We start from the raw sequence: 13,892 nt of genomic DNA, 5'->3' as shown, positions 1-13,892 counted from the left end.
TACGGTCTGCCGGAAACTTTTGCAGCTTACATATCGTCTTTGACGACTATCTTTAGTTCTGTTGCCAGAAGCGGCGCGATTGCCATTAACTGTGTTGAATCTATGGTTGCCCCGGCCAGGCCCTGAATGTTCCTTACGCCTGTAATATCCGATGTCCGGAAGTCGACTCGCTTGAGCTTGGCGCTGCTAAATGCTGTTTTATCGAGCTTACAGTGCTCGAAGACAACATCTGTCATCTCAGCCGCATAAAAATCAGCCTCCTCAAGCACGCAGTTCTGAAACCGCACATTAGTCAGCTTGCAAAACCTGAAATTAGCGAGGTTTAGCTTACAATCAATGAACGTCACGTCTTTCAAGCTGCTGGATTGCAATTGTATACCGCAGCAGCGCGAGCCCTGTACGAGCACCCGTCGCCAGGCCGCTTCAGCCATCTGAGTTGCTATCAGGTCGCAGGCCAGTATTTCGCAGTCACTTAGGACCATTCGCTCAAGAACCGCCTGCGTTGCATCAATATGCGCTAATCTGATTTCCTCCGCCTGTACGCCTCTGATGTTGGCGTTCGATACGTTTTCATGACTTAGGCTGACGCTTGCTATAGTCTCATCGCTTTTCAGGAGTTTTTGGAGATCAGCTGCATCCGGAAGATCTTTTGGAAGTTGAGGTAATGCGATCTTCATAGATTTAGCATAGCAAAAAGATCCCGGTTTGTCGGACCGGCCCTCTGGTAATGCCACAATGGCGTATACACTCTAAAGGTGTAAATTTGGCGGCGCTTACTCCGGCCTATCGCTCGGTATGCTGATGGTTAAGAGCCCGATGAGACGTTGCGTTTCTGCTTCAGAAACCAGGGTTAACCCCATTGCACGTTCCATCGCTATGTCTGGCGCATTGCCTGGCTATGTCATATCTGTCATTTGTACCACCTTTTCGATGTTCGTATTGCCATCAGCAGTTTCGCTCATTTTGTATTTCGCCGCACTGTACTTCGCAGAATCATCAGATATATGAAGGACGCTGATTTCAGCAATCAGTGGATTATCGTTCTCGACGGGTCGATACGCCCCCTCGTAATAACTAACAATAATTCTACCTTCGTCGTTTGGGATATCTAAAACAATACTGGAGTTATCAAATGTCGTACTATCGTCAGATTCGTCAAAGAGCTCCGTCGGTTTGAAGTGATGCCCCTGCGTAGCTTTTGCCTTCGCGATGCCAGCCAAAGCCAGCAACGTCTCTTCATGAGCTGATTCGAAGATTTCTTGATCAGGTTTTAAGCGCTTGCGCCGCTCGAACGAAAAGAATCCCATGTACTATATAATAACATACATAAGATATAAAGTCAAATGTAAGCATAAGAAATATGACGATACTAATTTATGAAGAAATCTGAATATGGTAGCGACGGGTGGATTTGAACCACCGACCCCAGGCTTATGAGTCCTGTGCTCTAACCACTGAGCTACGTCGCCGTGTCTTTCGGACAGGGGTAAATATAGCATGAATTGTCTCTGTTGGCTAGCACGAGAACTATCGGGCCTGGTAATTACGATTTGTAAAACAGTACGCCAGCCAGCGCGAGACCGAGGACAATGACAAAATAATGCACGACTGCCACGTTGACCCGCTGCGCCCAGCGAGCGCCGAAGTAGCCACCGAGCAAACTGCCAGTGATCATAATGGGGGCATATTGCCAGTCGATCAGGCCTTTCCAGCCAAAATAAACGGTACACACTAGCGTGATCGTCGCGCTGGCCAGGTTTTTGAGCCCATTAATCTGATGCATACTGGTAATACGGGTAAAGCCTAGAAATGCCAACATCAAGAATCCGAAGCCGGCACCAAAGTAGCCACCGTATATTGACATGGGCAGCAGGGCAATCCCAATGATGATAATCGGGGCATTGCGGTGCGCCTTCAGGTTGTGCGCCAGGTGCCGATGAAGAAACGGCTGTACGAGGAACAGTAGCACGGCGGCCAATACCAAATAGGGAACGATCTTTGAAAATTCTGCGCTGTCAGTGCGGGCTAGTAGGATTGATCCAATAATCGATCCTACAAAACAGGGAACTAACAGAAACAGATATTTCGGCGGCAGTTTGCGCAGATGTGCCCGGTAACCGTAGGCTGAACTAAGTGCGCCTGGCCAGGAGATGAGGTTACTGGTGGTGTTGGCAGTCAGCGGTGGCAAGCCAAGGGCAAGCAGGGCTGGAAACACAACCATAATACCGCCGCCAGCCACCGAATTTACCATACCGGCAATCAGGCAGGCGACGAACAGTCCAATACTAAGCATGACCTTTATTTTCGCACAACTTACAGTAATCAGCCAGTATATTCATTGCATCGTGTACTATACTTATTTGAATCATAGTATACGCACAAAGGAGCTGTAACGTGACAGTCGAAAGAAATATATTTAATTCTGATAATCTTGCCGGCAGGCTAGGTTTAGAGCCAGAATTGCTGGCAGACATAAGATCGTCACGGATCGGTGCTGTGTCGTTGCTGCTTGATAGAGCGGAAAAAAGAGGTGCAGCATATGAAGTGTTGCCCGAAGCAACCATAAGTATAAAAGATAGAGTAGTAGCTTTACGTCGAAACATGCAAATTGCTAGGGCGAAATTGCACGTGGAGAGGAGAATACAAAACGATAGAGAATGCGAACCTTGGATCGCTGCATTAGCGTCCGAGCAAAAGACACCTCGGGTATATGATCTGGGTACTTTTCAACTTCGCGTAACTGAACACCAACCGGAGTGAGTGAAATTGCGGTACATATTCAAAAAATGCCAGTATTTATAAATTTTGACTTGCGATAAATGGTGATAAAACTCGGGATACCATTAAGGTTGCTATAGCAATTGAACGATTTCGGCATTAGTGAACTTGCCTGAATCATCAAACGGGATATCAGGATGGATCACATGCCGTAGGGCACGGCCAAATGTGCCATGGCTGACAATTAATATGTTGTTGGCATCGATAGTTTGCAGGTGTTGGTAGACGCTCTGGGCGCGGGCAATGACGCCGCGTGACGATTCGGCGTCTGGAACACTGTCCATAACGACATCAGTGCCCCAGGGTGTACCTTCGATAACGCCGAAGTGCCGTTCTATGGCAAGGTCGCTTTGCTCGATTTTGTCGACTGGATAGCCAATTGCCTCGGCAATAATCACGGCAGTATCGTATGCCCGTGACAGCGATGAACTGTATATGTAATCGATACGTAAAATGCTCGCAATGACAGCGGCGGCTTCTGCCTGCTGTCGGCCTTCGGGGGCGAGTGGCGTGTCAAGACTGCCGGACCATATACCGGCTTTATTGAGTTCGCTCAGGCCATGCCGGCAAAAATAGAGGCGTTTCATGCTGTTATCTCTGTATGCCATTTGGCAAATTGATGCCATGCCGAACCCGGGACGTCACTGCTTGCTCTGCCTGCAGCAATGTCTTCTGCCAGACTCGAAGACCCGTTATTGAACGATGTAATTGTGGTATGAGTAAACTTTGATGTACCTACGGCATTTTTGAGTAATACCCCATTAATATCTGAGCAAAAAAGTTTTTGAACGTGCGCGTCTTGGTAGGCTACTATCACTCGTAGTATGATTTTTCTGTTTTGCAGACTGCAAGTTAATCGAAGCCAGTCCTCAGGAGTAAACCAAGTGTTCATAGATTTCATGTAGGGTCCGGGAAAATTATTGAGACCCGGTATTAGCCAGCTGTCGTCCGAAACCAACACTGGATGTAGAAGATTTTCGTACGCCAACCGTACTTTATCTCGAGCAATTACCATACCGTCTTCAGCTTGTAGCTCAGGTATATCCAATGTAGTTTGACGTAGCTTTATGCCATATTGAGTGCAGATCGAATTGCCGATATGAAATTTAGCTGCATTACCAGTTACAAACGTTAGATCGGGCATTCATTTAGTATACTAAACAGATGGATATTGATGGCAAACTTGAACCTGGAAGGTATATTGTTGCAGTTTCAGGCGGCGTCGATTCGGTGACGCTTTTGCATATTTTGCGGCAACAACCAGATTATAGATTGACGGTAGCTCATTTCGATCATGGTATTCGGTCTGACTCTGGCGAAGATGAGAAACAGGTGCGCCAGCTGGCGCGGCAATATGGACTGCCGTATGTGTACGAGCGGGCGTATCTCGGCGCTTCAGCAAGCGAGGCTGTAGCTCGTGCAGCGCGCTATCGTTTTTTGCACCACGTCCGGGAGGCGGCTGCAGCAACGGCTGTAATTACGGCCCACCACCAGGATGATGTTCTGGAAACAGCGGTTATGAATATAGTGCGCGGGACAGGCCGCCGCGGCATGACCAGCCTGAAATCAACGGATATCGTGAAGCGGCCGCTGTTACATATTCCGAAAGCGGCCATCGTGCGCTATGCCCGCGACAATCAGCTGCTGTGGCGCGAGGACAGTACCAATGTCGATACTGGCTATAAGCGTAATTACGTTCGTCATAATATTATGAGCCGATTTTCTGCGGCCGATCGCCAAAACATGCACGACATTATTGTAGGTATGCGGAGTGCCAACAGCGAAATCGATCACCTGCTTGATCAGATCGTGGCTGATATGTCTTTTCAAGGAACCTTGCAGCGCCGGCAATTTATTTTGCTGCCGCATACAGTTGCCCGTGAAGTCATGGCCCGGTGGTTGCAGAATAACGGCGTAAAAGATATCGACAAAAAGATGCTTGAACGGCTGATTCATGCCGCCAAGACGTTTGCACCGATCAAGAATGTGCATGTTAAGCAAAGTTGGCAAATGACTATCAATAAAGATTATTTGGCACTCAAGTGCATTGAGCGCTAGATAATTTATTTTGGACAGTATATAATAGTTGGCATATGGATAAAAAACCGTTTCGTAGCACCAAGTCGAAGAATACCAAAAGCCCAAATAAGGGCTGGAAAAATGCTGGCTTTGCTGCATTGCTCATTTTACTGTCACTTATAATATTTAATGCCTATGGCCAACCTGCCAGTCTCAAGACAATTCCTGAATCAACGGCTATCAGCCAGGCTAACAACGGCGAGTATGCCAAAGTTGTCAAAGACGGCAACGAACTCACCATCACCAAGCGCGGCGAAGACAAGCCAAGCTTGAAAACCTATACCGACCCGCAGGCCAGCCTCAAAGAGTCAGGTTATAACACGTCTAAGTTCGAGGTTAGCAATGAGCCGGCTTCTAACGGCGGTGGACTCGGCAGTGCGCTGCTGGTTTCAATTTTGCCGATTTTACTGATCGGCGGCTTGCTGTACTTCATGTTGCGCAGCGCTCAGGGCCAAGGCAATCAAGCCATGTCGTTTGGCAAGAGCCGGGCCCGTCTCTACGGCAATGAAAAGGACAAAGTCACCTTCAAAGAGATCGCCGGTAGCGGTGAGGCGAAACAAGATCTCGAAGAAGTCGTTGAATTTTTGAAGTTCCCAAAGAAATTTTCTAGCGTTGGTGCGCGCATACCAAAGGGTGTGTTATTGGTTGGTCCTCCCGGTACCGGTAAGACAATGCTGGCCCGCGCCGTGGCTGGTGAAGCAAACGTGCCATTCTTCAGTATTTCCGGATCTGAATTCGTCGAAATGTTCGTCGGTGTCGGTGCATCACGTGTCCGCGATCTGTTCGCCAAAGCTAAGAAGAATGCGCCATGTATTATTTTTGTTGATGAAATCGACGCCGTGGGACGGCGCCGTGGCTCGGGTATGGGTGGCGGCCATGATGAGCGTGAACAGACGCTTAACCAGATTCTGGTTGAAATGGATGGATTCGAACAGGGGCAAAACGTAATCGTCCTTGCGGCTACCAACCGAGCTGATGTGCTTGATCCGGCATTGTTACGTCCCGGCCGCTTTGACCGTCGTGTCAACATAGGCCTGCCTGACCGTCAGGACCGCGAAGCCATATTGACGATACACTTTGCCAAAAAGCCACTTGCCAAGAATGTAGACCTCGGTGCCTTAGCTGGTAAGTCGGCCGGTTCTTCGGGCGCTGATCTAGCCAATATTGCCAACGAAGCTGCTATAATCGCCGCCCGACACAACCGCACTGAGATAACACAGCACGACGTGACCGAAGCCTTCGAGCGTGTCGCAATCGGACCAGAACGAAAGAGCAAGGTTATGACCGAAGCTGACAAAGTTCTGACGGCTTTCCACGAAGCTGGCCATGCCCTTGTCGGACATGTACTGCCAGATAGTGACCCTGTCCACAAGGTGACGATTATTCCCCGCGGTGGTACCGGTGGCGTGACCTGGTTCATTCCGCCAGAGGATCGTTACTACGTTTCCCTGATTCAATATAAAGATATTTTAGCTCGAGGCCTTGGCGGTCGTATCGCTGAAGAAGTTATGTTTGGTGCTGATCGTATCACAACGGGTGCAAGCAACGATCTGCAGAAGGCCGCCGAACTGGCACGCGATATGATCATGAATCAGGGCATGGGTGACAAACTTCGCGACCAGGTATTCCAAGTCGATGAAGGCATGATGATGGACCGTTTAGTCCATGAAAGCAACCAGTCTGAGGATACCAAAAAGGTTATTGACCAGGAAGTTGAAGCGCTCATCACCGAGGCAGCCGATCGGGCTCGTATCATCATCAAGGCGAATGTCGACAAGCTGGAAGCACTCAAGGATCGTTTGCTCGACAAAGAAACCGTTGAAGCCGAAGAAGTTATTGAAGTCTTTGCTGGTGCCTCGCTGCCAAAAGCCGCAGCTTTGTACTAGGCCGCATCTACTGCAGTCGTTATAGTTATGTTATTGCGCTGTATTTAAGCTTATAAAGATGCGACAATATGTACATAGTTTGGCCCATAGAGAGCCTCGCTGATTACATATGGCAAATCACAAATCAGATTCCCCGTCTACTACGATAGCGCCCCAAGACACAGGGGTTGTATTGTTGCTGCAAGTGCCGCGCACCAATGACAAGAAGGAGCTGGCAGCTGAGCAAATGTTCGCTAGTCTATTTGGGTTACTTACTATACCAGCACATGGGTTGTTCCAGACGACAATTCGTGAACGTATCAGTTTCGAAATTGCGGTTGTTAAGCGGCGCATCGGATTTTATGTGTGGGTGCCGACATATCTAAAAAGCTATGTTGAAGAGCAGATGTATGCCCAATATCCCTCGGTGCAGATATCTGAAGTGCCTGATTACACTATGACTCCAGATGAAGGCTTTCAGTCGATACTTGTGACCGAACTGAAGCTGACTGGCCTAGAAGTATTACCTATAAAGACTTTTCAAAGTTTTGAAGTCGACCCGCTGGCGGCTATAACCGCGACATTTGCGAAATTTGAAGCCGACGAGGAGGCTTGGGTGCAGCTGACAATCCGACCGGCGGCACAGCATTGGCACCGCAAAAGCGAACGCTATATTGCCAAAATCAAAGGCGGCAGCAAAACAAACATGGTCGGCCTGGTCAGTGCGCTATGGACGCCGCCAACACCGAAAACAGACTCGAACAAGCCAACAGAGTACGAATCAGTCAGGGCAAAGGCCGCTGAGGACAAAAGCCAAAAGCTGGCGTTTGAGAGTCAGCTCCGGATTGTTTACCGTGGTTCTGGCGACCTGCATCAGGCGCGACTCCGGCTGCAGTCCATCATTGCTAGTTACAAACAATTCAACACCACCTATCTCAACGGATTCGAGCACAAACGGATCATGGCCGATCCACACGTGCTTGGATTATATCGGACCCGCGCTTTCAATCGCCGCGGCTATATACTCAACATCGAAGAAGTCGCTACCTTGTGCCATTTGCCACATACCAACGTCGAAACCCCGTATATATTATGGGCATCATCGCAGACTGCCGAGCCGCCAGCTAATTTACCGATTGTAACCAGTGAATTTCGTCAAGATTTGAGTCCGATTGCCACTACAAACTTCCGGGGCCACAACACGATGTTCGGCATGCCGCGCATCGACCGCAGCCGGCACTTATACATTATCGGGCAGACCGGTGTCGGTAAATCCGGCTTGCTTGAGCTACTATCTATATCGGATATCTATAGCCCATATGGATTCGCTGTCATTGATCCACATGGGGATTATGCCATCAACGTACTGCGGCGAATACCGCCGGAACGAGTCAAAGACGTCATTTATTTCAATCCGGCAGACACCGAATTCCCAATGGCGTTCAATCCGATGGAAGTCAGTGACCCGAAGCTCAAAACACATACCGCCTCGGAACTCATCGGTGTCCTGAAGCGAATGTTCGAAAGTTGGGGGCCGCGGCTGGAATATATCCTGCGTTACAGTCTGCTTGCGTTGCTCGACTATCCAAATGCTACCATGCTCGACATTACACGTATTCTGACTGAAAAGAAATTTCGTAATGAAGTACTGAAGTATGTCCAAGATCCAGTCGTCCGCAATTTTTGGACTGTTGAATTTGCCAGCTGGAATGATAAGTTTGCCGCCGAAGCAGTCGCACCGGTTTTGAACAAGGTCGGGGCATTTGTTGCAAATCCGCTGGTCCGCAACATTATCGGCCAGCCCAAAAGCAGCTTTAATGTGCGCCAGATCATGGATGAACGCAAAATTTTGCTGGTTAATCTCTCGAGAGGGCTACTCGGCGAAGACAATGCCGCGCTGCTTGGTTCATTGCTGGTAACCAAGATACAACTTGGGGCGATGAGCCGGGCTGATATTCCTGCCGAACAGCGGACGCCGTTTTATCTCTATGTCGATGAGTTTCAAAACTTCGCAACCGACTCGTTCGCAACGATACTGTCGGAAGCTCGCAAGTATGGCCTCAACCTGACCGTCGCCAATCAATATACGGCTCAGATGTCCATCGAGGTAAAAGACGCTGTATTTGGTAATGTCGGCTCAGTCATCGCGTTCCGTATGGGAGCGGACGATGCCCGGTCGATGCTGCGTTATTTCGAACCGAAATTCGAAGAATATGACCTGGTTCATATGCATAACCGTCACTTTGTTATCAGCATGACGATTGAGGGCGAGAAAACACCAGCCTTTTCAGCGATCAGTCTCAATTTGCCGCCGCAGCAAGCCGATTATAGTGCCAGCATTGTCGAGTATAGCCGGGCTGCCTACGCTTCCTCCAGGCAATACGTCGAACGCTACGTCAACGAGCGTTATCAGTTTGATGACTTTCATATTCCGGGCTCGGTTTCGAATCCAGCGCCCGCCTCACGTGCAGCCCGTCCGGATGACCGACGCTCTGAACGGAAAGCAATTAGTTTGCCGAAGTCGCTGATCAATGCTGTCAGGGCGAATAAACCAGCGCCGTTATCGACGCCTAGTTCACCGGACTCTCATACTTCTGGTGTCCCAAAGTCTACTCAAACTGACCAACTTGATCAAGCTTTGAGAGCCTCCGGACTTCAGCATTCAGCACGAACAGGTCGCAGTCCTCAGGCTGGGCAAGCTGGCGCTGCGGCCAACACGAACCCGGCAGCGCTGCCTGATGACGCAAAGCCAAAACGAAAACGTATCCGCCACCGTAAACGAAAAGCAGCGCCAGCCGAAGAAAGCAATACACAGTCTGGTCGTCCGTCGCCTATTTCAATGACTGATCAACCGCATGATACGCATGTCCAGCAAAAACCAATTTCAAAGCAGTAACAATATGCCAGCAGTAAAATTACCAAAACCAGCTAAACGAATTTCTATGAGCAGTGTCGCGCTGCTGTTGATCGGTACGGCGCTGATCGGACAAGTGCTTGGATTCTTACGTACCAAGTTGATTAATGCCAACTTCGACAACCCGCAAACGCCGCTTGGCGAACGGGCCGGTGTCTATTTTGCAGCCTTTAACATACCAGATTTGTTTTTCTACACGATTGCTGCCGGAGCTTTGGGTGTGGCCTTTATGCCATATCTGGCCGACCGGCTTCACAAAGGCGACCGGCGCGGTATGTGGGATTTATCGGCCAGTTTGATGAATCTTCTGGCGCTGATTATGCTCGTGGTGGGAATTATAATTTTCGTATTTGCCCACCCGTTGATTGATCTTGTAGCACCCGGGCTCAATCCTGAGCAGCAAAATAATGCCGCGACGCTCATGCGCTTTTTATCTCTCAATCCATTTTTGTTTACTGTTTCCGGCATCATAACCAGCGCGCAGCAGACGATTGGGCGGTTCTTCTTTTATGCCATCGCACCGTTGTTTTATAACGTCAGCATTATCGCCAGCATTTATATATTCAAAGGCACTGATGTTGGTATCGTCGGGCTAGGCATCGGTGCCTTGGTCGGTGGCATCTTACAGCTTATTGTCGTCACACTGGGCTTAATCGGGACTGATTTTCACTGGCGTCCCAAAATCATGTGGCACAACAAAGATTTCAAAGAAATGCTTCGACAGTTGCCACCACGGTCTCTCGATCAGGGAATTGATCAAGTGCAAAGCGTGGTTGACACCAGGTTTGCGTCTACGATTGGCGGGGCAACGGCTATTAGTAATTACAATAATGCCTACATATTGCACACGGCACCGATTTTGCTGCTCGGTACGGCCATTTCAACAGCGGCGTTTCCGCGGCTCAACGAACGGCTATCTATGGGTCGGCCTGATTTGTTCCGACGAGATTTCCTGCGGACGCTTCGGGTTATTATTTGGCTGACGACACCGGTCGTCGTTATTTCGTTTTTCGCTCGCGGCTATTTGGCGCGTTTGATTTTCAGCCAAAATGCACCACAGATTGCTGCCGTCTTCGGCTTCTTGGTCGTGGCCATTTTTTTCAGGACTATTTATGCGCTGGTCTCCCGCTGGTTTTATTCACAGAAGGATACAATAACTCCGTTAGTCGTCTCGGTATTCATCATTATTCTGAATATCATTCTGGCGTATATGCTGTCCCGGCCGGGAGCATACGGCGTAGAGGGTCTTGCGATGGCACAGTCGATCGTCGCGACTATTGAAGTCCTGGTGCTGTTTACAATTATGGTAATGCGCGATCACAAACTTATCGATGCTTCATTTTGGCGGGGCATGGTCAAAATTGTTTCGGTGACGGGCTTTAGTATTGTGGCTGCCTTCTCGACGGTTACACTGTATCCGCTGGGTATTGATGACCGCGGCTTTTTGACGCTTGGCACTAAATTAGCATTTTTGACGCTGGTGACGTTCGCTGTCCATATTGGCATATCGGCAGTTTTTGATCTCGAAGAAGTCCGACCAATTTTCAAACGTGTCAGACAGTTCGTCTATAAATCTATCGGGCAGCCGTACTAAACTGTCTAAGCGCCGATCAGCGATTACTACTGCCTCTGTTATAATGTACTCAATGGAACAATCTCGTATTCGAAACTTCTGTATTATCGCGCATATTGATCATGGCAAATCGACGCTGGCGGACCGGCTTATGGAAATGACCGGTACCGTCGAAAAACGCAATATGAAGGCGCAGTTGCTTGACCGGATGGATCTGGAGCGTGAAAAGGGAATTACTATCAAGCTGGCCCCGGTGCGGATGGAATACAAGGGTCATCAGCTGAACCTGATTGATACACCCGGACATGTCGACTTTAGCTATGAAGTTTCGCGCAGCCTGGAAGCCTGTGAGGGAGCTTTGCTCATTGTCGATGCAACGCAGGGAATACAGGCCCAGACTCTCGCCAACGTCTATCTGGCAATGGCAGCTGAACTTACTATTATCCCTGTCCTTAATAAGATCGATTTGCCGGCGGCAGACGTCGAGCGTGTCAGCTCCGAAGTCATCAGCCTGCTTGGCTGCACACCCAAAGATATATTGATGATTTCCGCCAAGACAGGGCAGGGTGTTGATCAAGTGCTCGAGCGCATTGTCGCAGACATACCATTACCCAAGCCTTCAACCGAAACAACAACACGGGCGTTAATATTCGACAGTTATTATGACGATTACCGCGGTGTCATTCTCTATGTCCGTATTTTTGACGGCGAGATAAAGAAAAATTCTCATATCAAGATGATAGCGACCGGTGCTACTGGTATTGCACTCGAAGTCGGTGCACTGCGCCCGGAAATGACAGCCAATACAGCCCTGGAAAATGGCGAGATTGGTTATATTGTCACCAACCTGCGCAGTACTCGCGAGGCGAAAGTCGGTGATACAGTGACGCTTGCCAGCATGGCGGCTACCAACCCACTACCGGGCTACCGCAATGTCCAGCCCTTCGTGTACGCCGGCTTTTTTCCTGACAGCAACGAAAACTATCAGGTCCTGAAAGACGCCATCGAGCGGCTGAGCCTGAGTGATTCCGCACTGCAGTTTGCCCCGGAAAACTCTCCTGTTCTCGGCTTCGGTGTCCGTATTGGGTTTCTTGGCTTGCTGCACATGGATATCGTCCGTGAACGGCTGGAGCGTGAGTACAACCTTGAGCTCGTCGTTACGAATCCCTCGACTGATTACGAGGTATCAATGAACAACGGCTCTGAAATCGACATCAAAAGTGCCGCTGATCTGCCGGATCCAGCGCAAATTGCCGAAATCCGCGAACCGTGGATTAAGGGAGAAATCGTAGTACCACAGGATTATGTCGGCCCCGTTATCCAGCTGATTGCTACCAAACGCGGCATCCACAAAAACCTCAGTTACGTCGAATCGCGGGCGCTCGTCAGCTTCGAAGCGCCGCTGGCCAACCTGTTGACTGATTTTTATGACCAACTCAAAAGTATTACCAGCGGCTATGGATCATTCAATTACGAGCTCGATGATTACCGGGCAGAGGATTTGGTACGGCTGGATTTCTATATAGCCGGCGATATCGTCAGTGCGCTCAGTATTATGGTGCACCGGAGCGAAGCGCAGTCACTTGGCCGTGAAACAGTCGCCAAGCTCAAAGACGTCATTCCACGTCAAAACTTTCAGGTATCGCTGCAGGCGGCCATCGGCGGCCGATTCATTGCCCGCGAAGATATCAGCGCCTACCGCAAGGACGTCACGACCGGATTGTACGGCGGTGACGTCTCGCGCAAGAAAAAGGTCCTCGCCAAACAAGCCAAAGGCAAAAAGCGTATGAAACGTTTTGGAAAAGTTGATATCCCGGCTGAAGCATTTACGGTTATGTTGAAACGCGACTAGCTCATCGTCGATACTGGTGTAGCCAGCGCTAATTTGATATATTTATAGCTTAATGGCACACCCAGTACATCTTGATAACATCGAAGCTTTCCGCGCGGCGCTGCATGACTACAAAATGTCTGCTCATGCCCAGAAGGTACTAGCTGCATCGCGTCTCGCACTCCTGTCCGGACTCGCCGGTGGTGGGCGCAACACCGTCATCAACTACCTGGTAAAGGAACATGATTACAATTTTCTAATTTCGGATACGACGCGGCCGCCAAAACTGCGTGACGGCGTTATGGAGCAAAATGGTGTCAATTATCACTTTCGCGTCGAGACGGACATGCTGCGTGATATTCAAATGGGTGAATTCGTTGAAGCCGAAATTATCCATAACCAACAAGTTTCGGGTACGAGCATTCGAGAGCTTGAGCTGGCCAATCAAAAAGGCAAGATAACAATCCACGAAACTGAATTTGGCGGCGCCCACTATATAGCAATGGCAAAACCTGATGTCCACATCATTGGCTTGCTGCCACCAAGCTATGACGAATGGATGCGACGCCTGCAGGCACGTGAAGATATGCACCCTGATGAATTTATCAATCGTTTGACGACTGCCCAGACGGTGCTTCAGAACATGTTGGCCGAGCCATACTACAAATTAGTGATAAACAACACAATTCCACAATGCGCCAGCGATATTCGTGACATTGTCGAGTTTAATCAGATTCATGACGAGCGTCAACAGTTTGCTAAGAGTGTTGCAAACGACATGCTCGCGAGAGTACAAGCCAGTCTGCAGCATAAATAAGCATAAAAATTATTATTTGCTTGCATTATTATTGA

At 49.2% G+C, this 13,892-nt stretch carries 12 protein-coding genes and 1 tRNA gene; 7 read left to right on the top strand and 6 right to left on the bottom strand.

Annotated features, from left to right (window positions below):
- Positions 1-26: 26 nt before the first annotated feature.
- The 4 genes from VF575_04360 to VF575_04345 all read right to left on the bottom strand — a co-directional run bounded on the left by VF575_04360 (position 27) and on the right by VF575_04345 (position 2,293).
- Entirely contained in the window at positions 27-677 is a 651-nt protein-coding gene (locus VF575_04360) for a pentapeptide repeat-containing protein (protein HEX8182804.1), read from the bottom strand.
- Between the two features lie 219 nt (positions 678-896).
- A complete protein-coding gene (locus tag VF575_04355; GenBank protein HEX8182803.1) occupies positions 897-1,307 on the bottom strand; it encodes a hypothetical protein in 411 nt (136 codons plus the stop codon).
- Between the two features lie 86 nt (positions 1,308-1,393).
- A tRNA-Met gene (locus tag VF575_04350) sits at positions 1,394-1,469 on the bottom strand.
- Between the two features lie 74 nt (positions 1,470-1,543).
- Positions 1,544-2,293: a sulfite exporter TauE/SafE family protein gene (locus VF575_04345; protein HEX8182802.1), complete on the bottom strand. Its 750-nt coding sequence runs from the start codon at positions 2,291-2,293 to the stop codon at positions 1,544-1,546.
- A 101-nt stretch (positions 2,294-2,394) separates the two neighbouring features.
- On the opposite strand from VF575_04345, the gene VF575_04340 reads away from it, so the two are divergent.
- Positions 2,395-2,760, top strand: coding sequence for a hypothetical protein (locus VF575_04340; GenBank protein ID HEX8182801.1), 366 nt, complete (start codon positions 2,395-2,397; stop codon positions 2,758-2,760).
- Positions 2,761-2,852: 92 nt separating this feature from the next.
- On the opposite strand, the gene VF575_04335 is transcribed toward VF575_04340, so the two are convergent.
- Both VF575_04335 and VF575_04330 read right to left on the bottom strand, forming a co-directional pair.
- The gene (locus tag VF575_04335; protein HEX8182800.1) at positions 2,853-3,365 is read right to left on the bottom strand and encodes a histidine phosphatase family protein; all 513 of its coding nucleotides are present in this window, start codon (positions 3,363-3,365) and stop codon (positions 2,853-2,855) included.
- Entirely contained in the window at positions 3,362-3,922 is a 561-nt protein-coding gene (locus VF575_04330; protein HEX8182799.1) for a non-canonical purine NTP pyrophosphatase, read from the bottom strand. Before VF575_04330 ends, VF575_04335 begins: the two co-directional genes overlap by 4 nt.
- Before the next feature lie 20 nt (positions 3,923-3,942).
- On the opposite strand from VF575_04330, the gene tilS reads away from it, so the two are divergent.
- The 6 genes from tilS (at position 3,943) to VF575_04300 (ending at position 13,857) form a co-directional block, all read left to right on the top strand.
- Positions 3,943-4,836 (top strand): tRNA lysidine(34) synthetase TilS, encoded by an 894-nt coding sequence (gene tilS, locus VF575_04325; protein ID HEX8182798.1) that lies wholly within the window; start codon positions 3,943-3,945, stop codon positions 4,834-4,836.
- A 35-nt stretch (positions 4,837-4,871) separates the two neighbouring features.
- Positions 4,872-6,743 carry an ATP-dependent zinc metalloprotease FtsH gene (ftsH, locus tag VF575_04320; GenBank protein HEX8182797.1) on the top strand — a complete coding sequence of 624 codons (1,872 nt, stop codon included), beginning with the start codon at positions 4,872-4,874 and terminating at the stop codon, positions 6,741-6,743.
- 109 nt (positions 6,744-6,852) lie between these two features.
- Positions 6,853-9,618, top strand: a complete 2,766-nt coding sequence (locus VF575_04315; GenBank protein ID HEX8182796.1) for a DUF87 domain-containing protein — start codon at positions 6,853-6,855, stop codon at positions 9,616-9,618.
- A gap of 4 nt (positions 9,619-9,622) precedes the next feature.
- Positions 9,623-11,230, top strand: coding sequence for a murein biosynthesis integral membrane protein MurJ (gene murJ / locus VF575_04310; GenBank protein ID HEX8182795.1), 1,608 nt, complete (start codon positions 9,623-9,625; stop codon positions 11,228-11,230).
- Positions 11,231-11,282: 52 nt separating this feature from the next.
- Positions 11,283-13,061: a translation elongation factor 4 gene (gene lepA, locus VF575_04305; GenBank protein ID HEX8182794.1), complete on the top strand. Its 1,779-nt coding sequence runs from the start codon at positions 11,283-11,285 to the stop codon at positions 13,059-13,061.
- A gap of 52 nt (positions 13,062-13,113) precedes the next feature.
- Positions 13,114-13,857 (top strand): hypothetical protein, encoded by a 744-nt coding sequence (locus tag VF575_04300; GenBank protein HEX8182793.1) that lies wholly within the window; start codon positions 13,114-13,116, stop codon positions 13,855-13,857.
- The last annotated feature ends 35 nt before the right edge of the window (positions 13,858-13,892 follow it).

This window comes from Candidatus Saccharimonadales bacterium (assembly GCA_036388415.1).
Taxonomy (GTDB): domain Bacteria; phylum Patescibacteriota; class Saccharimonadia; order Saccharimonadales; family UBA4665; genus UBA4665.
This window is presented reverse-complemented; position numbering and strand designations above follow the sequence as displayed.